Raw genomic sequence first — 22,254 nt, 5'->3', positions numbered from 1 at the left:
GCCCCCGTCTGCGACTGCCTACGAACGCGGCCGATCATGCCGAACCCGGGCCGCGGCCGCCAGACTGACCGCGCTGACCAGCGCCGTCGCGGCGAAGGCGAGGGCGACGGGCGTCCAGGACTTCCCCGAGGCGCTGAACAGCCAGGTGGCCGCCGCCGGTGCCAGGGTGCCGAGCAGGCCCGCCGTCTGGAAGGCGACGGACAGGCCGGTGTAGCGCACGCGCGGGGCGAACCAGCCGGAGATCAGGGTGCCGATCGAGACGTAGGCGATGGTGCTGGCGAGCATCGGCAGACACATGGCCAGCCACAGTCCGGCGACCGTACGGGTGTCGACGGCCCAGAACATGGGGAACGCGACGAGCACGTGGAGCAGGATGCCCGTGAGGGTCACCCTGCGCAGCCTGAAGCGGTCGGCGAGGAGCGCGGCCAGCGGGGTGCAGATGATGACGACGACGGACGCGGCCGTGCCGGCGCCCGCCGTCTGGGCGTCGGTGAAGCCGAGTTCGGTGACGGCGTACGTCGACATGAAGGTGACGGTCACGTAGTAGCCGCCGATGGTGATGAGGAACGCGCCGGAGGCGAGCAGCAGGGTCTTCCAGGAGTCGCGGAGGACGACCACGAAGGGCGCGGCCTCCTTCTCACGGGCGGCCTCGGCCTTGCGGGCCGCCTCGAATTCCGGGGACTCGTCCATGGAGTGGCGGATGAGGAGACCGACCAAGGACACGACCGGATCGGAACTACGGACGGCGGCTGACGTGCTGCGCACTACTCCGAGGCGCACGAGCCGACCGTTCTCAAGCGTCCCTGGCGTTCATACCGATCCTCGCGATGTCGGCCGCTGTTGGCCAATTCGCTGTGTACCGGGCAGGGTTTGATGTCCTGCACCGGGTGTCTCCCGAACGGTCCTGGAGACGGGGAGTGGCACGGGCTGGTCGCTTCGGCGCGGTTGCGTCTTGTCGCCTTGGTGTGGCGTGCGCACCGTCCTGGGCGGGCCCGTGGTCCCGCGTGCCTTGGGTGGGGGTGCGGTCTGGCCGGTAGTTCTCCGCCGCACGATCCTCTGGTCGTGGGCGGTCACACCTGACCGACGCCGCATCCCGTGTCCCAGGGCGCGCCTGCCGATCGCCACCGAGGCCGCGTGGTGCCGGGTGACGGTGATGGTCCTGGTCTGCTGCTGGAGTGGGGCCTGCCAGTGCTGGGTCCCCCAGCGGGAGGTGTAGGCCGGGTCGACCGCGATCACGACCAGTCCGGCGTGGTGGGCCATGCCCCGGATGCGTTCGCGGAAGCGGGCGGTGGGTAGCCCGGCGACGGTGCGGCGGAACCGCTTGCCCCGTGCGCCGCGGCCCATGGTCTCCCGCCCGGTGGCGCGGGCGTCGGCGAAGCCGAGGTTCTCGATGGCAAAACCGGCGCAGCCGTGCTCGTGGGCGAGGTTGATCAGTTCAGTGATCGCGGCGCGGAGCCGTCCGTCGCGGCGGGATGCGGGACCGGTCAGGTCGGTGGTGATGGTCACGGGTCGGCCGATCGGGTTGCCGTGCGGGTCGATGACGCAGGCGGCGAGATGATCCGCGTTGAGGTCCACGCCCAACAGCCGGGCCCCGGTGGCGGCGAGCTCGGCCGGGGTCGGCAGTGGGGTCGTGCTGGTGGCCCAGGAGGCGTCGAGGTACCAGCGCCCGCGTTCGGGGTCGTAGGCGATGTCGTAGCGCACGGCCCGGTGCGCGGTGACGCGGTCCAGCCACTCCTCGCGGCGGTGGGAGAAGGTGACGGTGCCGGCCAATCGGTAGCGGCCCCTGGGTGCGTTCGCGAGTTGCGGCAGCGGCTCCGGCAGCACAATTGTCACGGATCCGTCGGCGGGGTCGACGCTGATCGTGTAGTTGCCGTGCGGCGCACCGCTTTCGCCGTCGGCGGTCAGGAACATCCGAGCCGCGTCCCACTGTTCCCGCCACTGCGCGGCGCTCATGCCCGCGCTGTCGAGATGATGCCGCACCTTCGCCAAGCGGCGCCCGCCCACCACGATGGCCGGGCGACCCTGCTTGATCCGGGCCTCGACCCCGGCCAGCCTGACCATGAGCACCCGCAGGCGGCGCTGCTTCTGGGCACGCTCGTTCTGATCGGCGTAGCCACGCACCCCAACCACGCGCCGCCCGCACGGGACGGCCAGCCGGGCCGTGATCTTCCCGATTGTGCGCCGAAGCCCGGCCCGCTCGGCGTACAGGCAGCGCATCGCCAGCTGGTACTGGTCCTCCGATGCCCGCGTGATCGCACCCGCCCACCGGGACGAGGACAGCGCCGTCAGCGCGCGTTTACGTTCTGCCCGCCGCCGTTGCTTCACCGGCACACTGCCGATGCGCACCCGCTCAGCCAGATCGGCCCGCGCGAGTCGGCCCAGATGCACCCCGACCAGCTGCAGCACCTCCTCGTCGGAGGCGATCAACCGCAGCCGGTCACGGATTCGCGCCCCCGACGGCGCTTCCACTGTGAACGGATCTGCCAGCTTGCGCAGTTCGCGCCTCCCACCTGCCACCAGCAGACCCCTCCCTCCAGTGCTTGAGCCCTCCCGGCAACCGCCACCCACCATGCCGCTCACACCGTCACCCGGCCTCATGAACTAGCCTCGATCACCCGCACGGGGGACGAAATGGCTAACCTCGGCCAATGGCCAGCCCTCTCCCTGCACGGCGTCTCCTGGCTGGAGGCATCCGGCGCGGTCGCCGCCGAGAACCAGGTGCTGCGCCTGTTCGCCGACCTGGCCGGCCTGCCCGCCACGGCGGGCGGCTGCTTCGTCAGCGGCGGCTCGGCCGGCAACCTCTCCGCGCTCGTCGTCGCCCGCGACACCGGCCGCCACCGCCGCGGCCTCGACGAGCGCGCCCCCGTCCGGATCGCGGTGAGCGACCAGGTCCATTCCTCGGTCGGCAACACCCTGCGCATCCTCGGCGTCGAGCCCCTCGTCGTCCCCACCGCGGACCACCGCCTCACCGGGGAGAACCTCCGCGCGGCCCTGGACGCCGCCGAGCACGACGGTGGAGCGCCGGTCGTCGCCGCCGTCGCCACCGCCGGCACGACCAACGCGGGCATCATCGACGACCTGGCCGGCGTCGCCGAGCAGACCCGCGCCCGTGATCTGTGGCTGCACATCGACGCCGCGTACGGCGGGGCCGCCCTGTTCGTCCCCGAACTGCGGGAGAAGCTGCGCGGCATCGAGCACGCCGACTCGCTCGTCGTCGACCCGCACAAGTGGATGTTCGCGCCCTTCGACTGCGGCGCCCTGCTCTACCGCGATCCCCGGCCGGCCCGCGCCGTCCACACCCAGGACGCCTCGTACCTCGACGCCATCCACGGCGCCGACGGAGCCGGCGCCGCCGACGAGGACCACGCATGGAACCCGAGCGACTACGCGTACCACCTCACGCGGCGCCCGCGCGGCCTGCCGCTGTGGTTCTCCCTCGCCGTCCACGGCACCGACGCCTACCGTGACGCCGTGGCCCGTGGCGCGGACATGGCCCGCCGCACGGCCCGTCTGGTCGAGCGGACCGAGGGCCTCGAACTGCTCCGCGAGCCCGAGCTGACCGTGGTCCTCGTCCGCCGCGTCGGCTGGCGCCCGGAGGACTACTACGCCTGGTCGAAGCGGCTGCTCGCGGCGGGCACGGCGTTCATCACCCCGAGCGTGTGGGAGGGCGAGACCGTCGCCCGCCTCGCCTTCCTCCACCCGGACATCGGCGAGGACACGGTCCGGGAGATCCTCGACTCCCTCGTACGGGACGTACGGGAGGACTGACCGCGCTGCCGGTAGGCTCGGCCCTCCACGCGAACAGGGTCGCGAACAGGGTGGGGACGGACCAACGGGCCATGTGGATGCAGAGTGCGGCCGGGCTGCGCCGGCTGGGAGCGGCCGGGTCGCTGGCGATGGCGGTGGGCGGTACGGCCGCCGGGACGCTGCCCGCGCGGGAGCCGTGGGGGCTGTGGGTCCCCTACGGCCCGGCGACGACGCTCGCCGCCGCCGTGCTGGCGTACGCCGGACTGACCGTGCTGGTCCTCGCCTGGTGGGCGTACCAGCACCAGGAGGAGCACGGTCCGCGCGACGCCCTGGTCACCCTGGCCTGGTGGACCGCCCCGCTGCTGCTCGCGCCGCCCCTCTACAGCGCCGACGTCTACAGCTACATCGCCCAGGGCGCGATGGTCCTCGAAGGCCACGACGTCTACGCCCACGGCCCGTCGGTGCTCGGCCCCCACTCACTGGGGGCCGACGCCGCCGCCGGCGTCGGCGGGAACTGGACCGACACGCCCGCGCCGTACGGGCCCGTCTTCCTGCTCCTGGCAAAGGCCGTGGTGTGGGCGACGGGCGGGGCGATCGTGCCCGCCGTGGCGGGGATGCGGCTGCTGGCCGTGGGCGCGCTCGCGCTGATCGTCTGGGCGGTACGGCGCCTGGCCGTGGAGTGCGGCGCGAGTGAGAGCCGGGCCCTGTGGCTGGCCGCCCTCAACCCGCTCCTGCTGATGCACGTCGTGGGCGGCATGCACAACGACGGGCTGATGATCGGGCTCATGCTGACCGGCGTCGTCTGCGCCCTGAGCGGGCGGTGGCTGCTCGGCAGCGCGGTCGTCGCCCTCGCGATCATGGTCAAGTCGCCGGCCGCCGTGGCCCTGCTCTTCATCGGCGTGATCGTGATGCGGGCCGGCCGCGACGGGCGCGGTCCGCTGATCCTCCGCGCGGCGAAGGCGTTCGTCGTCCCGGGCCTGGTGGCGGCGGCCGTCGCCGCTGGGAGCACCGTGCTCGGCGGCACCGGGTTCGGCTGGCTGCGCACCCAGAGCGTGGCCGCGACGATCCACACCCCGCTCTCCCTCACCAGCGACATCGGGCTGGCCGCCGGGCACCTGGCGCGGCTCGTCGCCGGGACGGACCCGGCGGCGGTCAAGGCCCTCGTCCAGAGCCTCGGCCTCGCCGCCGCCCTCGTGGTGATCGGCTTCCTGGCGTACCGCTCCCTGCGCGGACGGCTGCACCCCGTCCCCGCCCTCGGGCTGTCGCTGCTGGCACTGGTCGCCCTCTCCCCGATGGTGCAGCCCTGGTATCTGCTGTGGGGCATGGCGACGGTCGCCGCGGCCATGGCGTGGCGGGGGCGGACCGCCCAGGTCCTGATGGTCCTCTCCGTGGCGTTGGTGTACGAGACCCAGCCCTCGGGTCACACCCCGCCGTACGGCTTCGTCCTCGGCGCCGTCGCGGCACTGCTCGCCGTCACCGCCCTGCGCCGCCACCCCGCGCCGCCCGCGTCGGGCCCCCGCCCCAGGATCCCCGCGCAGTCGACCGCGCCGGCCGGCACGCCGGTGCCCAGGTCGTAGGAGATGGTGTCCCCCTAGGGCCCGTCCGGCGATCACCCGGCGGAACCAGGCGCACCCTACGACCGGCCTCGGCGGCGCACCGACCTGCCCGCCAGGACGTCCGTGCGCCGCCCGTCCTCGATGACGAACCGGCCGTCGATCAGCACGTGCGGGATACCGGTCGGCAGCGTCCTCGGCGCCTCGAAGGTCGAGCCCGCCGCGACCGTGTCCGGGTCGAAGAGGACCAGGTCGGCGCGGTGGCCCTCGCGTACGTGGCCCCGGTCGGGCAGGCGGAGGCGAGCCGCGGGCCTTCCGGTCAGGTGGTGGACCGTCTCCTCCAGGGAGAGGACGCCGAGTTCGCGGGCGTACCGGCCGAGGTAGTGCGGGAAGGTGCCGTACGCGCGCGGATGCGGCTTGTCGCCCTGGAGGATGCCGTCGCTGCCGCCGGTGTGCACACGGTGGCGCATGATCGCGCGCACGTTCTCCTCGTGGCCGACGTGCTGGAGGATCGTCGTGCCGAGCCGGTCCTCCACGAGGAGGCGGCGGGCGGTCGGCCAGCCGTCCAGGCGGCGGCCCACGAGGTCCGCGAGGCCGGGGTGGGCGACGCCCGAGATCTCGATCGTGTCCCACTCCATGGGGACGCCGTGGCAGCCGTCGGAGCCGACGACTTCGAGATGGTGGCGGATCCTGTCGGCGGTCCCGTCGTCCCGGAGCCGGGCGAGCACCGCCTCCGGCCCGCCCTCGTTCGCCCAGCTCGGCAGCATCGCGACGAGGGTCGTACAGCCGGGGGTGTACGGGTACGTGTCGAGGGAGATGTCGGCGCCCGCGTCGAGGGCCGCGTCGAGCAGGCTCAGCAGCTCGGGCGCGCGGCCCTCGTTCACGCCGAAGTTCATGGTGGCGTGGGCGAGATGGAGCGCGCAGCCCGCCTCGCGGGTGAGACCGACCATCTCGTCGTAGGCTTCGAGCGCGCCGGCGCCGTACGAGCGGTGGTGCGGGCAGTAGTAGCCGTCGTACGAGGCCACCACGCGGCACAGCTCGGTGAGTTCGGAGTCGTTCGCGTACATCCCGGGGGTGTACGTGAGCCCTGAGGACATGCCGACCGCGCCCTGCTCCATGCCCTCGGCGACGAGCTGCTTCATGCGCAGCGTCTCGGCCTCCGTCGCGGGGCGGTCGTCCCAGCCGACGGCGTACATCCGTACCGTTCCCTGCGGGACGAGGTAGGCGGCGTTGACCGCGATGCCCTGCCGGTCCAGCCGGTCGAGGTACTCGCCGACGGTCCGCCAGTCGAAGTCGATGTCCGCGCCGTCGCCGTTCCAGCCGGTGATCGCGCGGCGGACCTCCGCGAGGGTGCGGTCGTCGGCCGGCGCGTACGACAGCCCGTCCTGGCCGAGGACTTCGAGGGTCACGCCCTGCGCGGCCTTCGCGCTGTGGTCGGGATCCCGCAGCAGCGCGAGGTCGCTGTGCGCGTGCATGTCGATGAAGCCGGGGGAGAGGGCGAGGCCGTGGGCGTCGAGGACGCGGCGGCCGGTGAGCCGGTCCTCCCCCTGCCGCCGGATCGCCGTGATCCGGCCCGCGTCGATGCCGACGTCGGCGCGGTACGAGGGCCCGCCGCCGCCGTCGATGACGCGGGCGTCGCGAATGACGAGGTCCATGCCGACGCGGCCCCCTAGAAGAACGTCCGGATGAGGTCGGTGACCGTGCCGTCCGCCTCCACCAGCGGGATCATCTGCCACTTGTCGAACGACGTGCAAGGGTGCGACAGGCCCATCCCGAGCCAGTCACCGACCTCCAGATCGGTGCCCTCGTCCGTGCGCAGCCAGCCGTGCTGGTCGGACAGCCCGGTGACCGTGATGCCGGTGGCGGGGCGTACCTCGCCGGTGCGGGCGTCCCGGACGACCTGGGCCTCGGGCAGGTCGAGGTCGTACGCGGCGTCGCGCTTGCCCGCGTTGGTGAACGCCTGGCCCGGGGCCGGCCGGGAGACGACCTGGGCCCAGAGCCGGAACGCGGGCTCCAGCGTGCCTTCCCGCGGGATCCGGTTGAAGGGGGTGAGGCGCCGGTAGTGGCCGTCGTCGTGCGAGACGTACGTGCCGGAGCGCAGCAGCTTCAGTACGGGCAGGGAGAGTTCGGGGATCGTCGCGAAGACCTCGGCGACGGTGTCGAACCAGGCGCTGCCGCCCGCGCTGACGACGATCTCGTCCGCGCCCGCCCCGGCGAACCGGCCGTCCTCGTCGAAGGCGGCGGCGAGGGAGACGAGGCGGCGCACCCAGTCCCGTACCCGCTCGGGGTTCGCGTCCGGGACCTCGCCCTCGTAACCGGCGACGCCCACCAGGCGCAGGGTCGTGGTGGCGGCGACGGCGTCGGCGACGGCCGCGCACTCGGCCTCGGTACGCACACCGGTGCGGGCACCCTCGCCGGCGCCCAGCTCGACGACGACGTCCATGCGGCGGGAGGCGGCGCCCGCGAGGGCCGCTTCCATCAGCTCGACGCCCCGTACGGAGTCGACGTAGCAGATGAAGCGGAAGCCGGGGTCGGCGTCCAGCTCGCGGGCGAGCCAGCGCAGGGCGACGGCGTCGACGAGCTCGTTGGCGAGGAACACGCGCCGGATGCCGTAGGCGCGGTAGACGCGGACCTGATGCGGCATGGCGGCGGTGATGCCCCAGGCGCCGTGCTCCAGCTGACGGGCGAACAGCTGCGGTGACATCGAGGTCTTGCCGTGCGGGGCGAAGGCGAGGCCGTGGCGCTCGGCGTACGTCTGGAGGACGGCGAGATTGTGCTCCACGGACTCGGCGGACAGGGCCAGCACGGGGGTGGTGAAGCCGTCCGTGAAGAGGTTGCGGCGCTGGGCGGCCAGCTCGCCGACGGTCAGGCCCTGGGCGTCGGGCGGGAGGGCCTTGAAGCGGTGGTCGACGCGTTCGTCGGCGAGCCGTTCGACGAGCTGGGCGACGGCGTCGACGGCGTTGTCGGCGGGCATGAGGGCCTCCTTGCTGGCGTGCTCGTTGCGACATATGCAATATCCATTGCGCATATCGCTTAACGCTGTCTAACATCCGAGCCGATCCGGGGCCAATGAGCCCACCGGACCCCTCCAGATCACCAAGGAGAAGCCGTGGATGTCGCTGTGGACGTCGTCTGCCTCGGTGAGTCCATGGTCACGTTCCTGCCGTCGGTGGCCGGGCGCCTCGCCGACGTTCCCTCCTTCGTCCGCACCATCGGCGGCGCCGAGTCCAACGTCGCCTGCGCGCTGGCCGTGGCCGGGCACCGCGCGAAATGGGTCAGCCGGGTCGGCGCGGACGGCTTCGGAGACCATCTGATCGAGGCGGTCGCGGCGTACGGCGTCGACACCTCCGCGGTCCACCGCGACCCGCACCGCCCCACCGGCGTCTACTTCCGCACGGCCACCGACCGCGCCACGGACACGCACGAGGTCGTCTACTACCGGGCGGGCTCGGCCGCCTCCGCGATGTCGCCGCGGACCGTCCCGTACGAGGACCTCCGCGCCGCCCGCGTCCTGCACGTGTCGGGCATCACGGCCGCCCTGTCCGACGACTGCCTCGCCCTGATGCGCGACCTCACCGGCCCCCGCCCCGGCCGCCCCCTCGTCTCCTTCGACGTCAACCACCGCCCCGGCCTCCGGCGCGACGACCCCGCCGTCCTGCTCGAACTGGCCCGCGGCGCGGACCTCGTCCTCGTCGGCGAGGACGAGGCGGAGGAGGCCTGGGGCCTGCGGGGCGCGGACGCGATCCGGGACGCGCTCGCGGAGCCGGAGGTGGTCGTGGTCAAGCGGGGGGCGAAGGGGGCGGTGGCGTACAGCCGTCCCGCGTGTGCGCCCCAGCACGACACCGTCACCCGCGAACCCGCCCCCCGCGTCGACGTCGTCGCCCCCGTCGGAGCCGGCGACGCCTTCGCCGCCGGGTTCCTCTCCGCCACCCTGCGCGGACTCGGCATGAAGGCGCGCCTGCGGCACGGGCACCTCATGGCCGCCGCCGCCCTCACCGTGCCCGCCGACCTCGGCCCGCCTCCCACCCGCCGGCCGGACCACCACCCCTCAACGAGCCGCTACGCGGCGCCCCTGACACTCGCGTACGCCGACCGCCTTGCCGCCCTCGGCGACGAGGACTGGGGGACACTTCACCTCGGCCCCGGCTGGACCGCAGCCGCGCAGGCCCCGGAGGAGGTACAGACGCCATGAGCCAGACCGTCGACCGTGCGCTGAGCATCCTGCCGCTGCTCGCGCAGGGGCCCGCCGACCTCGGACAGGTCGCCGAACGGCTCGGCGTCCACAAGTCCACCGCGCTGCGCCTGCTGCGCACCCTGCACGAGCACGGCCTCGTCTACCGCCAGCAGGACCAGCGCTACCGTCTCGGCGCCCGCCTCTTCGCCCTCGCCCAGGAGGCCGTCGAGAACCTCGACGTCCGCGAGATCGCCCACCCCCACCTCGTCGACCTCAACGAGCAGATCGGGCACACCGTCCACCTCGCCGTGTACGAGGAGGGCGAGGTCGTCTACATCGACAAGGTCGAGAGCCGCTACCCGGTCCGGATGTACTCCCGGATCGGCAAGCCCGTCGCGATCACCGTCGCCGCCGTCGCGAAGCTCCTGCTCGCCGACTTTCCCGAGCCCGAGCGCCGAGCGATCGCCGAGCGGCTCGACTACCCCATGTACACGCCCCGTTCGATCCCGAACGCCGCCGCCTTCCTCGAAGAGCTGGCGGCTGTACGCGAACAGGGCTGGGCCACCGACCTCGGTGGCCACGAGGAGTCCATCAACTGCGTCGGGGCCCCCATCCGAGGCGCGGAGGGACGCGTCGTCGCCGCCATGTCGGTCTCGGCGCCCAATGTGGTCGTCACGGCCGAGGAACTCCTCAGCCTGCTCCCGCTGGTGCGCCGCACCGCCGACGCCATCACCCGTGACTACTCAGGGCTGCATTCCCCGGGGGGCGCCCCCCGGACCCCCGGCAGGCTGCATTCCCCGGGGGGCGACCCCCGGACCCCCGACAGAAACCCCACCTCACCGAAGGACGACGCATGACCGAGAAGACCGCCATCACGCCCCCCACCCACACCGCCCCGCCCGCGAAGTTCTCCCACGGCGTCCGCAAGGGCAACATCCTCCAGGTCGCCGGCCAGGTCGGCTTCCTCCCGGCAGTCGACGGCCAGGCCCCGACCCCCGCCGGCCCGACCCTGCGCGAGCAGACCCTGCAGACCTTCGCCAACGTCAAGGCGGTCCTGGAGGCGGGCGGCGCGAGCTGGGACGACGTGATGATGATGCGCGTCTACCTCACCGACACGGCCCACTTCGCCGAGATGAACGAGATCTACGACGCGTACTTCGAGGAGCAGGGCCTCAAGGAGGCCCCCGCCGCCCGTACGACCGTCTACGTGGGCCTGCCCGCCGGCCTGCTGATCGAGATCGACGCCCTCGCGGTCCTGAGCTGATCTTCCTCCGAGCGGGACACCCTCAAGTCCTGGACGGTCCTGGAGTCGGTGCTGTCGGTGGCGGGCCTCGCGGTCGCGGCGGCGCTGAGCCTCGCCGTCCAGCCGTACGCATGCGAAGAGGCGCCCGGGACGGTCACGTCCCAGGCGCCCCTGTCCCGCCGCACCGGGGCGAGGTCAGAGCTCGCTCGCAGGGAACACCCGCCACACCTGGGACATGTGCACCCCGCCGCCCCACAACCGGGTCAGGCCCAGCAGCTTGTCGTTCAGCTGGTGGTATTCGGCGAGCCCCAGCGCAAAGCGCGGGTGCACCACCGAAACGATGGCGTAGCTGTCGGAACTGACATCCTGGTGGATGAACCTCCAGTTCTGATGGAGGCTGTCGGTCTGCTCCTGAAAGGTGACGACGTCCGACGGCTTGGAGCCGACGGTCAGGCAGCGGCGGTTGGCGAACGACTCGATACGGACGGTCCCATCTGGATTCGTCACCAAGTACCACTTGTGACTGGTCTTGTCCTTCGGGAAGGGGAACTCGGCCCAGGTCTGCACGTGGTTGTTGACGCCGTCGTGCCAGTCGTTGCACATGAAGTACGTCCCGGTGATGTGATGGGACATCCCCACCGGGCCGATGGGCAGCGTCGTGAGCAGGTCGGGCATGAGCGACTCCGTCTCTCGCGGGTTCTGGATTTCTCGGTGCGAGAGTCGCAGGCGGAGCCGCGGTGGCCGGGCGCGCCATGCGGAATGATCACTGGATCGGGACGGCGAACGGAGTAGCGCGCAGTCCCGCCTGTGGCCAGGGCGTTTCCCTGGCCACCGAGGGCACTCGCGTGCCTCAGCCCGCGGGGGAGTCGCTGACCTTGCTGACCGGGCTGATCTGGATCGGCCTGCTCTGGGCGTCCGGGTTCTCGGCCGGGAGGGAGCCCGCGGGCCAGTCGATCGTGACGGTCTTCGTCTCGTTCGGCGGAGTCACCAGGATCTTGGACACGCGCACACCGGAGCCGCCGGTGTTGTTGAACGCGAACGTGATGTTGAAGGCGGCGGACTCGCCGTCCTTGAGGACATCGGACCTGGTCCCGTCGCCGTCCCGCTCCACGGAGAGGGTGTCGCCCGCCGCCGTCTTCAGGTCGACGCCGGCGAAGCCGCTGATGGTGCAGTCGCGGCCGCCGCCGTTCTTCAACTGGACGGTGACGACGCCCACCTCCTTGTCGGTCGTGTTGTCGACAGCGGTGACCTCAAGCTCGTCGCCGCGGCAGATGCCGACCGACTGCTCGCCGGAGCCGGAGCCGGAGCCGGAGCCGGAGCCGGTGCCGGCGGCGGTGCCTTCGCCGCCTCCGTTGCCGCCGCTGTTGCTCTTGCCGTTTCCGTTTCCGCTTCCGTTGCTGCTGTCGGTGGAGCCCTGGTCCGCGCCGCCGCTGCCGGGGCTGCTGCTCGCGCCCGTCGAGGCGCTGGAGGAGGAGCCGGCGGGCGCCGCGCCCTTGATGACGTCGCCGTTGCAGGCGGTCAGGGTGAGCGCGCTGACCAGCGTGAGGCCGGCGAGGATCGTCGTGCGGGTGTGCTGGAGCTGCATGGGTTCCCCCGTGTCGTGCGTGGTCTGCCTGGTGGCGATTCGCGGCCGGTCGGCGTTCTCCGTCCGGCTCGGCAACAGCCAATCCGTTCCAGGAAAGCGGGGGCAAGCTGGAACGGTGGATCAGGGACGCTGGAACGCCGGTACGGCGTCTGACCTGCGAGAATATCCAGCCCCTGGAACGCGGGGCGGGATGCGTGAGGGGCGCCCGGGAGGCGATGTCCCGGGCGCCCCTGTCAGGTCAGCTCGCGCAGTACTGCTGTTCCTTGCCGATGGACCGGTACATGCAGTCGGAGTTCTCCAGCAGCTGGAGCACCGCGTCCCGGTTGCGGCTCGTCTCGCGCTCGATCACCTCGTCGGGCGGGTAGAAACCGCCGCCGCCGAAGCCTGACGGGTACATCTCGAAGGTGTACGCGAAGATCTTCTGGTTCCCCCACAGCCAGTCGTCGATCGACCCGTCCGTGATGTACAGGTCGCTGGCCTGCTCGGGGGTGTAGCCGTTGCTGGCGGCCATCTTCTGGCCGACGGCGGCGAAGGCGTTGCGGTCGTCCTGGGTCAGGCCCGGGGCGGTGTCCGCCGTCGTGTAGCCGTACGGCCACAGGATCAGTTCGCTGTAGGTGTGGAAGTCGATGCCGGTCTTGATCTGCTGCTTGCCGCCGACGACCCGGGAGCGTACGAAGTCGGCGACGACCTTCACCTCGGGGGCGGACTCGGCGGCCCGGCCCCGGAAGGTGTCCGAGCTCGGGGAGCCGGAGGAGCCGCCGCAGCAGCCCCACTTGTAGTTCCAGTTGCGGTTCATGTCCGTGCCGACGTACGACGAACCGGAGTTGGGCTGGCGGTTCTTGCGCCAGCTGCGGTAGGAGCCGGTGGCGATGTCGTACTCGCCGCCGTCCGGGTTGAGGTCGGGGATGATCCAGATCTCGCGGGCGTTGACCGCGTTGGTGACGCGGGAGTCGGTGCCGTAGTCGTCCCCGAGCTCGCGCAGCAGGTAGAGCGCCATCTCGACGGTGAGGTGCTCGCGGGCGTGCTGGTGGTGGGTGAAGAGGACTTCCGGCTCGTTCTCGTCGGTCGCGACGTTGTCGCTGATCTTGATGGCGACGATGTCACGGCCCTGGTAGGACTTGCCGATCACGCGCTTGCTCATGATCGAGGGGTGGGCAGCGATCCGCTGGTCGATCTCCGCGCTCATCTCGGCGTAGTTGTGGTAGCGCGAGTCCGCGGACGGGAAGTCGAACGGCTTGGCGGCGGTGCCCGCCGCCTGCCGGCTGGGCGGTGCGGGCAGCGCTTCGAGTACGTGGCCGAGTGCGCGGAGCCGTTTCGCCTGGGCGGCGTTGGCGCTGATGACGATCGCGTGGTCGTCGGCCTCGTCGATCGAGACGCCGCTCGCCGCGATGGCGGTCCGCTCGGCGACGGTGGAGGGGCCGTGGATCTCGTACTGGCGGATCTGTTCCTCGACGGGGGCCGCGGGTGCGCGGTCCGGGGCGGGTTGCGCGGTCGCGGTGATCGGGACCGCTACGGCGAGCGCGAGCAGGGCCGCGAGGGTGGCGGACCTTCTGCGGCCGCGGGCGCCGCTGCCGCGTATGCGAAGTCGCATGCTGTCTCCTGGGTGGGGAGTGTGGGGGTGGCTCAATGCGACGTGCGGGTGGTGCGGGGTTGGTGCGGTGTGACGGGCACATGGTGGGCGTATGGCATGGCCCGGTCAAGAGCTGAACTCGGCCACCCGCGATCCGGCTTGGCGAACCCGTCATACTTGTGTGCATGACATACGGCGGTCACCCCCACTCCCACCCCGCCCCCGGCGCGGCACCTGCCGGCTTCGGCCCGCCCATGCCCGTACCGCAGCCGTACCCTCCACAGCAGCAGCAGCCGTACGCCCCGCCGCAACAGCCCTACGCCCCGCCACAGCAGCAGCCGTACGCCCCGCAGCCCTACGCCGCACCCGAGTTCATGGCCCACGACAAGCGCAACTCGGTGATCGTCGACGACTCGGGCGTGGCCCTGGAGATCAACGGCCACATCATGGAGTTCCCGTGGGCGGTGATCGGGACCGTCCACCACGCCCCGGCCCCGTCCGGCAACGTCCTCATGGTGGCCGTCGCCCACCCCAGCGGGGTGCTCTACGAGTGCCGGGTCGCCGCCCGCCGCCGGGAGCAACTGCTGCAGTGGCTGGCCGAACTGCCGCACGTGCTCGGGTACTACCTGGCGAACCGCCCGCCGGCCGTCCAGTAGGCCGATGGGCGGTTCACGGCAGGTTCACGGCACGCGGCGCCGCGCCGCTACGGCAGGTTGTGCACGTGCGGCCCGACCGCGTTGGACCACGCGTTCCCGGCGGTCGCGTCCCAGTTCGTGGACCAGGTCATCGCGCCCCGCAGGCCCGGGTACGTACGCGAGGGCTTGAACGCGCCGCAGTTCGTGCCGCGCGCCAGGCAGTCCAGCGCGTTCTTCACGATCTGCGGGTCGACGTAACCACTGCCCGCGCCCCGTGTGGACGCCGGGACCCCGAGGCCCACCTGGGAGGGGTCGAGGCCGCCCTCCAGCTGGATGCAGGCGAGCGCGGTGAGGAAGTCGACCGAGCCCTGGGAGTGGACCTTGCCGTCGCAGCCGAGCATCGAGCCGCTGTTGTAGTACTGCATGTTGACCACCGTGAGGATGTCCTTCACTGCGAGCGCCGTCCTGAAGTACTCCGTGCCGGTGTTCTGCATGTCGATCGTCTGCGGCGCCATCGTCAGGACCAGCCCGGAGCCCGCCTTCTGCGAGAGCTGCCGCAGCGCCTTGGTCAGGTACGTGGAGTTGATCCCGTGCTCCAGATCGACGTCCACGCCGCTGAATCCGTAGCTCTGCATGAGGGCGTACGCGCTGTTGGCGAAGGCGGTCGCGGACGCGTCGCTGTTGATCGTCACATTGCCGCGCTCACCGCCGATCGACAGGATCACCGACTTTCCGGCGGCCTTCTTGGCGCTGATGTCGCGCTTGAACTCGTCGACCGAGCCGTAGCCGACCGCCGGGTCGAGGTTGAAGGTGATCTCGCCGGGCGTCGCCGTCGAGTCGGCGAAGGACACCGCGATGATGTCGTACTGCGCCTGGACGTCGCGCAGCTTCTGCACGGTCGCGCCGTTGTCGAAGTTCTGCCAGTACCCGGTCAGGGCGTGCTTCGGCACGGCCGGATTACCCGGGTTCCCGCCGCCGCTGGTCCGTCCGGTGACGACGGCGGACTTCGCCGACTCCCCGGCCGCGTTCGCGGCGCTCACCTGGAACTGGTACGAGGTCGACGCGGCCAGCCCGGTCACGGTCGCCGACGTCCCGCTCACCGACTGCACCTTGGTGCCGTCGCGGTACACGTGGTACCCGGTCGCCCCGGACACCCCGCTCCAGCTCAGCGCCACGGACGACGAGGTCACCGCGCCGGCCTGGAGGCCGGTGGGCGGGGCGGGCACCACCGGGTCGGGGTCACCGCCGCCGCCCCCGTCCGGGCCGAAGACCGAGACGTCGTCGACGTGGTACGCGGACTGCCCGTACCAGCCGTGCGTATACACGGTCACCGAGGTCGTACTCGCGCCCGTCGTGAAGCCGGTGCTGAGCTTCTGCCACCCCGAGGCGCCCGGTGTCCACGTCGACACGTCCGTCGTCCCGGTCCCGCTCGCTCCGAGATACACGTACGACCCCTGCACCCACGCACTCAGCTGGTACGTCGAGTTCGGCTTCACCGCCACGGTCTGCGAGCACTTCGCGTGGTCCTGCCCGGTGGGCGTGCCCCTGAGCGCGGCGGTCCCGCCGTGCACGGGGGAGGAGACGGTGGCCCCGTTCCCCGTGGAACAGCTCCAGTTGGCGAGCCCGGACTCGAACCCGCCGTTCTTGGCGACATTCACATCGGCGGCCTGCGCGGTCCCGGCGGCGCCGGTCAGTCCGAGCCCGGCGCCTACGGCCAGCGCCAGGGCTGCGCCGAGCCATCTGCGTGTGGTGCGGTCCGTGCGGTCCACTTGCTGCCTCCGTGGGGGGAGTTGGGGGGTGGGAGGAAGACGTACGGGAACGGTGGCCACCGCTGGTCCTCCAAGCTGGTCCAGACCAATCGGGTTGTCAAGACCTCTGAAGGTCGAGCCTGCATCCGGAATGATCTCTTCCTTCAACTTCCTTGTGAAATACGCGACTTACTGTCGAAAATCTGTTTGATGGGCATCACGTCGGCACCTACAGTCACTCCCGACGCAACACCAAACGGGAGGAAGCACCACCTTGAACATCCGGACAACGATCACGACCGTCGGCCTCGGCACCGTCCTCGCGCTCGGCATGACCACCACCGCGACCGCCGACGCCGGCTCGACCACCGCCCCTCGCACGGCGAAGGCCGGCGCCTCCGACAAGGCCGACCGCGCCGGCGACGCCAAGACGCGCGCCGGTTCCGTCATCGCCACGTACAAGGGCAAGAAGATCGACCTCGCCAAGGGCTGGGGCACCGCGAAGGTCTGTTCGGAGTACCCCGACCTGTCGGTGAAGTGCTTCGACAACGACGCCCAGGCCAACGCCGACCTGGCCACCTACAAGAAGGCCCACCCCACCGCCTTCAAGGCCGCCCCCAAGGGCCGCGGCGACATCACCCCGAAGAACGCCGCGGCCGGCACGAGCAAGGCCGCCTACGCCGCCGCGGGTACGCCGACCTGCAACTTCGGTTGGGTCTGCATCTGGCAGGACTCCAACTACAACGGGCGCAAGCTGCAGTGGTCCGAGGACGGCACCAAGACCCTCGGACAGTACGACTTCCGCGACAAGGCCTCTTCGACGTGCAACAACGACGAGATAGGCGGCATGTCGCTGATCGACTACCGCAACAACCTGCCCGACCCCGAGATCATCACCTCCCTCGGCGGCTGCCTGCGCAACCTCGCCGACCACGACTACCCGGGCGTCGGCACCGGCTCGTGGAACGACAAGGCCGACGCCCTCAAGATGTGATCCCCTGACGGCGACACGCCGCGCCCCCGGCCGCTACGGCCGGGGGCGCACCCATTGCGCCGCCCCGCCGAGGCCTCGGCTGTCCTCCCGCAGCCGGTCGGTACAACCTGGTCCAGACCGATCTGGTGGTCAGGACCTCTGGCGCCGGCCCTGCTTCCGGTCTTCCTGACGGCTCAGCAGACCGCGCTCCATGGCCACCACCACCGCGTGCGTGCGGTCGCTGACATCGAGCTTCGCGAAGACCCGCAGCAGATGGGTCTTCACCGTCGCCTCGGCGATGACCAGCCGCTTGCCGATGTCGACGTTGGACAGGCCGTCCGCCACCGCGTTCAGCACCTCCACCTCACGCGTCGTCAGCGCCACCGGGGCGGGCTGCCGCATCCGGGCCACGAGCCGCTCCGCGACCCGGGGGGCCAGGACGGTCTCGCCGCGGGCCGCGGACCGGATGGCGTCGACGAGTTGCTCGCGGGTGGTGTCCTTGAGCAGATAGCCGATCGCGCCCGCCTCGACCGCGCGCTCGATCTCCACGTCGGTGTCGTACGTGGTCAGGATCAGCACCCGGGTCCCGGAACCGGCCGCGACGATCTCGGCCGTGGCGGCCACCCCGTCGAGCACCGGCATCCGCAGGTCGATCAGGGCCACGTCGGGAGCGAGCCGCTCGACCAGTTCGACGGCCTCGCGGCCGTTGCCGGCCTCGCCGACGATGTCGATGGCGGGATCCGAGGCGAGCAGGGCGGCGACACCGGCACGCATCACCGTGTGGTCGTCGGCGAGGATGATCCGGAGCGTGTCCTCAGGAGCCTGCGGGCCCTGCGAGGCCTGAGGAGCCTTCGGGGGCTGAGGTGCGTACGACATGTCAGTCCTGTCCTTCGATGGGGAACGTGGCGAGGATGCGGGTGCCGTCGCCGACCGAGCTGGTCACGGTGAGCTCGCCGCCGAGTTCGGCGAGGCGCTTGCGCATCCCGTCGAGGCCGAAGCCCCGGGACTCCTCGACCACGAAGCCGCGGCCGTCGTCGGTGATTTCCAGCTCGATGCCGTACGGGTGCTGCGCGAGGACGACGCCGACGGTGGAGGCGTCCGCGTGCTTGCGTACGTTGGCCAGCGACTCCTGCAGACAGCGCAGCAGCGCGATCCGGGTCGGCTGGTCGCACGTGACGTCCGGCAGCTCCGCGTCGACGGCCAGGCCGGTGTCCTCGGCGAACCGGTCCAGGGTGCGGCGCAGGGCCGCGGCGACCGGTCCGGGGGTGAGACCGCTCTGCGGGGCGGACCCGACGAGCACCCGGGCCTCGGCGAAGTTCTCACGGGCGGTGTGCTCGATCGACTGCAGCTGCTGGGCGACCTTGGCCGGATCGGTGCCGAGGCTCGAACGGGCCGCCTCCGCCAGCACGATGATGGACGCGAACCCCTGCGCGAGCGTGTCGTGGATCTCCCGCGCCAGCCGCTCGCGCTCGTCCGTGGCGCCCTGCCGCCGTAGCGCCTCGGCCTGCGTCTCGGCCAGCCGCCGCCGGGCGGCCTCCAGCTCGTCGGCCAGCAGGCGGGCGCGCGCCTCGCTGTCCCTGACGAGCCGGCTCACGCCCAGGCCGAGCAGCACGCTCGCCGCGTACCCGATGAGGGTGGCGGTGACGTTCCCGGTGAGGAACGGCCCGTCCGGGGCCTGCCGCAGGACGTTCCCGGCCACGGTCGCCGTCGCGGCCAGAGCGCTCAGCCCGATCGCGGCCCCCGGACCCGCCGCGTAGATCCAGAAGTGCGGCAGCGCCACGACGAACATCGCCGCACCGCCGTTGAGCAGGAAGGACATCGCGCCGAGTCCGACGGCGAGCACGTACAGATAGGCGCGCGGGCCGAGGACCCGGTTGCCGGGGAACATGGCCACGGCCGCGTACGACACGGCCAGGACGACCAGCAGCCCGAGCACCCCGGACTTCGTCGCGCCGGAGGCGTCCGCCGCGGAGATGGCGGGGGGCACCAGGCCCAGAAGCACCCACAGGACGGCGTTCCACCGGTGCACCAGCGGGATCGGCACCGGTATCGGCTCCTGCATCGGCAACTGGGGCTCGGGCTGGGGTCGTTGATCCATGCCGGTCAGCCTACGTTTACGGGCCGGCGGGCCACCGGGACCTCGCGCTGTGCCCGGCCCATCCCCCGCGACGGCCACCAGCTCGCGGTGCCGAGCAGCAGCATGAGCGCGGGCAGGATCACGATCCGGATGACGAAGGCGTCCAGCAGCACGGCCACCGCCAGGCTGAAACCGATCTGCTTCATCTCGATCAGATGCAGGGCGGCGAAGCTCGCGAACACCGTCACCATCACGAAGGCGGCACTGGTCACGACGCCGGCCGAGCTGCCGATCCCGTCCAGGACGGCCTTGCGGGTGGGCACTCCGCTCAGGGCGGCCTCCCTGATCCGGCTGATGACGAAGACCTGGTAGTCCATCGACAGGCCGAACAGGATCACGAACAGGAACAGGGGCACCCGGGAGCCGATCGAGCCGGTGGAGGTGAAGTCCAGCAGCCCCTCGGCCCAGCTGTTCTGGAAGACCAGCACCAGCAGCCCGAGCGAGGCGGCGGCCGAGAGCAGGTTGAGGGCCACACCGACCAGGCCGAGCACCACGGAACGGAACGCCCACACCGTCATGGCGAACGTGACCAGCAGCAGCGCACCGATGATCAGCGGCAGCTTCTGCTTCTGGTGCGTGGGGTAGTCGGCGTAGCGGGCGACGTCCCCGGTCACCGCGCTCTCGGCGCCGGCCAGCTTGCCGACCGTCTCCGGCAGGTACTCCGTGCGCAGCCGCTCCAGCGACTCCTGGGCGATGTCCGCGCTCACGTAGTGCGGTACGGCCAGCTCCAGCAGGCTGATCCGCCCGTCCGGGGAGGTGCGCAGCTGGGCCGTGCCCGCGAGCGCCGGGTCGTTCTTCGCGCGCTCGCCGAGCTCGCGCAGCGCGCCGGCCACCTCGTCCGCGCGGTCGGCGTCGGCGCGTACGACGACCTGATGCATGGACTTCAGCTCGGGGAAGGCCTGGTTGAGCCGGTCGTACACCTGCATGGCGGGGATGGCGCGGGAGTGGGTCTCGCGGCCCATGTCGGTCAGGTTGAGGCCGAGGAGCGGGGCGGACAGGGCGAGCATGGCGAGGACCGCGACGGTGAGGGTGGCGGCGGGGCGCTTGCTGGTGGCGCGGAGGATGGCGCCGGTGATGCGCCCGGCCTTCGGCTGCTTCGGCTCCGCGGAGCGGCTGAACCGGCCCGTGCGCTCGGCCTTCCGCGCGGCCTTGCGTGCCGCCCTGCGTTCCGCCCGCTCGCCGAGCTTGGCCAGCAGCGCGGGCAGCACGGTCAGCGAGCTGACCACGGCGACCAGGGTGACGACGATCGCGCCGGTGGCGATCGAGGAGAAGATGACGTCGTCCGCGAGGTACAGCGTCGCGCTGGAGACGGCGACGGCGAGTCCGGAGAGGACGACGGCCCGTCCGGAGGTGGCCGCGGCGATCTCCACGACGGTCTGCGGGGTGAGGCGGCCGCCGGAGCGGGCGCGTTCCTCCCGTTCCCGCTTGAGGTAGAAGAGGGTGTAGTCGACACCGACCGCCAGGCCGATCAGCAGGATGACGTTGGTGCCGACCCCGGCGTCCGGGAAGGCGTGCGAGGCCAGCATCGACAGGCCCACGGCCGCGACGATCGAGGTGAGCGCCAGCAGCAGCGGCACGGTGGCCATCGCGAACGAGCGGAAGACGAACAGCAGGGTGATCAGCGTGACGGGCAGCGCGATCATCTCCGTCCGCGAGAGGTCGTCGCCGCGGAGCTTGTCGACGCCCTTGCCGATGGAGGGGCTGCCGACCTCCTCCACCCGCAGCTCCGGGTGGTCGGCCTGAACTTCGGCGGTCTGCGCGAGCAGCGGATCGACGTGCTTCTTGCCGTCGAGCTCGGGGCCCTTCATGGTCACGTCGACCCGGACCGCGGTCCCGTCGGCCGACCACACCGGCGCGCCCACCGAGAGGACTTCGGGCAGCGCCTTCATCCGCCCGCTGATGTCCCGCGCGGCGGCGTCGCCCGCGGCCCGGTCCAGCTTGCCCGCGCCGGGCCCGGCGGAGATCAGCACCCGCTCCAGGGGCCGCTGCTGCAGCCCGCCTTCGGCCGCCATGGCCTCCCCCCGGCCGGCCTCGCCGACCCGGAAGTCCTCGCTCGTGGCGGGGTTGCCGCCGACGGCGATCCCGGCACCGAGGCACAGGACGACGAAGACGAACCATCCGACGATCGCGCGCCACGGGTGCCGGGCGCTCCAACTTGCCGTACGTACAGTGAGGTTCTTCATGACGTTCATGCTGGTCGCAGCGGTATGTGCGCCGACAGGCTCGACCGGTGGAACCTCGTGTCCACCGGTCGGTGGACACGGTGGACACGGTGGACACGAGGAAACGGCGGACACGGGGAAACGGGGAGGCCCGGTCCGTTCCCGGACCGGGCCCCTTGACCACTGAACACCCCCGTCGCTCAGTGGATCTTTCACGCCGGAGGCCGCAGAGGCCCCCCGTGCGTCTGTTTCAGTTGTCCTCCTGCAAGCGGTCCGCCGCGTACCCCGCGACGCATCCGACCGCCAGCACCGCGTTCGACATCAGCAGCCCCTCCGCCGCCAGCCTCTCCCACTGCAGCGCCAGGTTCAGCAGCTGCGCGGCCAGCGGTACGACGAGCGTCGCCGCCAGGTGCCCCGGCAGGGAGCGCCGGAACGGGTCCCGGTGCACGCGCCCCGCGGCCCACACCGCCAGTCCGACACAGAGTGCGTTCGGCAGGTGAATCAGAAGCAGCCGTCCGCTGAACGACGAGAGTCTCGAATCTGTCGCCAGATAGTCGAACACCACCGTGGCCTGCACGTATTCGGTGAACAGCAGGACGACGATGCCGGCCGCCCAGGCGCGGACGAGCGCGAACACCGCCGCCCCGCGCCCCTCGTCCCGCCGGGCGGACGCCCCCGGGTAGCCGTACCTCGTCATCGCCACTCGCCTCCGATCACCATCGAACGT

The 22,254-nt window shown here is 71.6% G+C and carries 19 protein-coding genes; 7 read left to right on the top strand and 12 right to left on the bottom strand.

Going from position 1 to position 22,254, the window contains the following annotated elements; translation table 11 throughout:
- Positions 1 to 18 precede the first annotated feature (18 nt).
- Together ABT342_RS01165 and ABT342_RS01160 are read right to left on the bottom strand one after the other, a co-directional pair.
- Positions 19 to 723 carry an MFS transporter gene (locus ABT342_RS01165; protein ID WP_351565120.1) on the bottom strand — a complete coding sequence of 235 codons (705 nt, stop codon included), beginning with the start codon at positions 721 to 723 and terminating at the stop codon, positions 19 to 21.
- An 87-nt stretch (positions 724 to 810) separates the two neighbouring features.
- Positions 811 to 2,517 (bottom strand): hypothetical protein, encoded by a 1,707-nt coding sequence (locus tag ABT342_RS01160; protein ID WP_351565118.1) that lies wholly within the window; start codon positions 2,515 to 2,517, stop codon positions 811 to 813.
- 114 nt (positions 2,518 to 2,631) lie between these two features.
- Between ABT342_RS01160 and ABT342_RS01155 the strand changes: the two genes are divergently transcribed.
- On the top strand, positions 2,632 to 3,768 hold the full coding sequence (locus tag ABT342_RS01155; RefSeq protein WP_351565116.1) for a pyridoxal phosphate-dependent decarboxylase family protein: 1,137 nt from the start codon (positions 2,632 to 2,634) through the stop codon (positions 3,766 to 3,768).
- Positions 3,769 to 3,839: 71 nt separating this feature from the next.
- A complete protein-coding gene (gene mptB / locus ABT342_RS01150; protein ID WP_351565114.1) occupies positions 3,840 to 5,324 on the top strand; it encodes a polyprenol phosphomannose-dependent alpha 1,6 mannosyltransferase MptB in 1,485 nt (494 codons plus the stop codon).
- A gap of 56 nt (positions 5,325 to 5,380) precedes the next feature.
- On the opposite strand, the gene ABT342_RS01145 is transcribed toward mptB, so the two are convergent.
- Together ABT342_RS01145 and ABT342_RS01140 are read right to left on the bottom strand one after the other, a co-directional pair.
- Positions 5,381 to 6,955, bottom strand: coding sequence for an N-acyl-D-amino-acid deacylase family protein (locus tag ABT342_RS01145; protein ID WP_351565111.1), 1,575 nt, complete (start codon positions 6,953 to 6,955; stop codon positions 5,381 to 5,383).
- A gap of 14 nt (positions 6,956 to 6,969) precedes the next feature.
- Positions 6,970 to 8,274: an alanine racemase gene (locus tag ABT342_RS01140; protein ID WP_351565108.1), complete on the bottom strand. Its 1,305-nt coding sequence runs from the start codon at positions 8,272 to 8,274 to the stop codon at positions 6,970 to 6,972.
- Between the two features lie 174 nt (positions 8,275 to 8,448).
- On the opposite strand from ABT342_RS01140, the gene ABT342_RS01135 reads away from it, so the two are divergent.
- From ABT342_RS01135 to ABT342_RS01125, 3 genes are read left to right on the top strand one after another with little or no spacing between them, the layout of a single operon-like run.
- Positions 8,449 to 9,492, top strand: a complete 1,044-nt coding sequence (locus ABT342_RS01135; protein WP_502965445.1) for a sugar kinase — start codon at positions 8,449 to 8,451, stop codon at positions 9,490 to 9,492.
- Entirely contained in the window at positions 9,489 to 10,331 is an 843-nt protein-coding gene (locus ABT342_RS01130) for an IclR family transcriptional regulator (protein WP_351565103.1), read from the top strand. Before ABT342_RS01135 ends, ABT342_RS01130 begins: the two co-directional genes overlap by 4 nt.
- A complete protein-coding gene (locus ABT342_RS01125) occupies positions 10,328 to 10,738 on the top strand; it encodes a RidA family protein (RefSeq protein ID WP_351565101.1) in 411 nt (136 codons plus the stop codon). Before ABT342_RS01130 ends, ABT342_RS01125 begins: the two co-directional genes overlap by 4 nt.
- Before the next feature lie 174 nt (positions 10,739 to 10,912).
- On the opposite strand, the gene ABT342_RS01120 is transcribed toward ABT342_RS01125, so the two are convergent.
- The 3 genes from ABT342_RS01120 to ABT342_RS01110 all read right to left on the bottom strand — a co-directional run bounded on the left by ABT342_RS01120 (position 10,913) and on the right by ABT342_RS01110 (position 13,893).
- The gene (locus ABT342_RS01120; protein ID WP_351565098.1) at positions 10,913 to 11,392 is read right to left on the bottom strand and encodes an RICIN domain-containing protein; all 480 of its coding nucleotides are present in this window, start codon (positions 11,390 to 11,392) and stop codon (positions 10,913 to 10,915) included.
- 175 nt (positions 11,393 to 11,567) lie between these two features.
- A complete protein-coding gene (locus tag ABT342_RS01115) occupies positions 11,568 to 12,302 on the bottom strand; it encodes a DUF4232 domain-containing protein (RefSeq protein ID WP_351565096.1) in 735 nt (244 codons plus the stop codon).
- A 238-nt stretch (positions 12,303 to 12,540) separates the two neighbouring features.
- The gene (locus tag ABT342_RS01110) at positions 12,541 to 13,893 is read right to left on the bottom strand and encodes a M14 family metallopeptidase (RefSeq protein ID WP_351565093.1); all 1,353 of its coding nucleotides are present in this window, start codon (positions 13,891 to 13,893) and stop codon (positions 12,541 to 12,543) included.
- A 164-nt stretch (positions 13,894 to 14,057) separates the two neighbouring features.
- On the opposite strand from ABT342_RS01110, the gene ABT342_RS01105 reads away from it, so the two are divergent.
- Positions 14,058 to 14,528 (top strand): hypothetical protein, encoded by a 471-nt coding sequence (locus ABT342_RS01105; protein WP_351565090.1) that lies wholly within the window; start codon positions 14,058 to 14,060, stop codon positions 14,526 to 14,528.
- Between the two features lie 47 nt (positions 14,529 to 14,575).
- On the opposite strand, the gene ABT342_RS01100 is transcribed toward ABT342_RS01105, so the two are convergent.
- On the bottom strand, positions 14,576 to 16,276 hold the full coding sequence (locus tag ABT342_RS01100; protein ID WP_351565087.1) for a chitinase: 1,701 nt from the start codon (positions 16,274 to 16,276) through the stop codon (positions 14,576 to 14,578).
- A 253-nt stretch (positions 16,277 to 16,529) separates the two neighbouring features.
- Here ABT342_RS01100 and ABT342_RS01095 point away from each other — a divergent pair, with 253 nt between their 5' ends.
- On the top strand, positions 16,530 to 17,249 hold the full coding sequence (locus ABT342_RS01095) for a peptidase inhibitor family I36 protein (protein WP_351565084.1): 720 nt from the start codon (positions 16,530 to 16,532) through the stop codon (positions 17,247 to 17,249).
- Between the two features lie 129 nt (positions 17,250 to 17,378).
- On the opposite strand, the gene ABT342_RS01090 is transcribed toward ABT342_RS01095, so the two are convergent.
- The 4 genes from ABT342_RS01090 to ABT342_RS01075 all read right to left on the bottom strand — a co-directional run bounded on the left by ABT342_RS01090 (position 17,379) and on the right by ABT342_RS01075 (position 22,224).
- Positions 17,379 to 18,104, bottom strand: a complete 726-nt coding sequence (locus tag ABT342_RS01090; protein ID WP_351565081.1) for a response regulator — start codon at positions 18,102 to 18,104, stop codon at positions 17,379 to 17,381.
- Between the two features lies 1 nt (position 18,105).
- Complete coding sequence (locus ABT342_RS01085; protein WP_351565078.1) at positions 18,106 to 19,326, bottom strand: sensor histidine kinase; 1,221 nt, start codon at positions 19,324 to 19,326, stop codon at positions 18,106 to 18,108.
- Positions 19,327 to 19,331: 5 nt separating this feature from the next.
- The gene (locus ABT342_RS01080; protein WP_351565075.1) at positions 19,332 to 21,548 is read right to left on the bottom strand and encodes an MMPL family transporter; all 2,217 of its coding nucleotides are present in this window, start codon (positions 21,546 to 21,548) and stop codon (positions 19,332 to 19,334) included.
- Between the two features lie 229 nt (positions 21,549 to 21,777).
- Positions 21,778 to 22,224, bottom strand: coding sequence for a hypothetical protein (locus ABT342_RS01075; RefSeq protein ID WP_351565072.1), 447 nt, complete (start codon positions 22,222 to 22,224; stop codon positions 21,778 to 21,780).
- Between the last annotated feature and the right edge of the window lie 30 nt (positions 22,225 to 22,254).

The organism is Streptomyces sp. NPDC000410, assembly GCF_040300305.1.
Lineage (GTDB): Bacteria > Actinomycetota > Actinomycetes > Streptomycetales > Streptomycetaceae > Streptomyces.
Note: the sequence above shows the minus strand (reverse complement) of the source record. Positions and strands in the feature narration are given on the sequence as shown.

Excerpts from the sequence above, each read along its gene's own strand:
- ABT342_RS01110 (WP_351565093.1), bottom strand. The coding sequence starts at position 13,893 with ATGCGACTTCGCATACGCGGCAGCGGCGCCCGCGGCCGCAGAAGGTCC.
- ABT342_RS01135 (WP_502965445.1), top strand. The coding sequence starts at position 8,449 with ATGGTCACGTTCCTGCCGTCGGTGGCCGGGCGCCTCGCCGACGTTCCC.
- ABT342_RS01085 (WP_351565078.1), bottom strand. The coding sequence starts at position 19,326 with ATGGATCAACGACCCCAGCCCGAGCCCCAGTTGCCGATGCAGGAGCCG.
- ABT342_RS01080 (WP_351565075.1), bottom strand. The coding sequence starts at position 21,548 with ATGAAGAACCTCACTGTACGTACGGCAAGTTGGAGCGCCCGGCACCCG.
- ABT342_RS01075 (WP_351565072.1), bottom strand. The coding sequence starts at position 22,224 with ATGACGAGGTACGGCTACCCGGGGGCGTCCGCCCGGCGGGACGAGGGG.
- ABT342_RS01145 (WP_351565111.1), bottom strand. The coding sequence starts at position 6,955 with ATGGACCTCGTCATTCGCGACGCCCGCGTCATCGACGGCGGCGGCGGG.
- ABT342_RS01155 (WP_351565116.1), top strand. The coding sequence starts at position 2,632 with ATGGCTAACCTCGGCCAATGGCCAGCCCTCTCCCTGCACGGCGTCTCC.
- ABT342_RS01120 (WP_351565098.1), bottom strand. The coding sequence starts at position 11,392 with ATGCCCGACCTGCTCACGACGCTGCCCATCGGCCCGGTGGGGATGTCC.
- ABT342_RS01115 (WP_351565096.1), bottom strand. The coding sequence starts at position 12,302 with ATGCAGCTCCAGCACACCCGCACGACGATCCTCGCCGGCCTCACGCTG.
- ABT342_RS01125 (WP_351565101.1), top strand. The coding sequence starts at position 10,328 with ATGACCGAGAAGACCGCCATCACGCCCCCCACCCACACCGCCCCGCCC.
- mptB (WP_351565114.1), top strand. The coding sequence starts at position 3,840 with ATGTGGATGCAGAGTGCGGCCGGGCTGCGCCGGCTGGGAGCGGCCGGG.
- ABT342_RS01090 (WP_351565081.1), bottom strand. The coding sequence starts at position 18,104 with ATGTCGTACGCACCTCAGCCCCCGAAGGCTCCTCAGGCCTCGCAGGGC.
- ABT342_RS01140 (WP_351565108.1), bottom strand. The coding sequence starts at position 8,274 with ATGCCCGCCGACAACGCCGTCGACGCCGTCGCCCAGCTCGTCGAACGG.
- ABT342_RS01105 (WP_351565090.1), top strand. The coding sequence starts at position 14,058 with ATGACATACGGCGGTCACCCCCACTCCCACCCCGCCCCCGGCGCGGCA.
- ABT342_RS01130 (WP_351565103.1), top strand. The coding sequence starts at position 9,489 with ATGAGCCAGACCGTCGACCGTGCGCTGAGCATCCTGCCGCTGCTCGCG.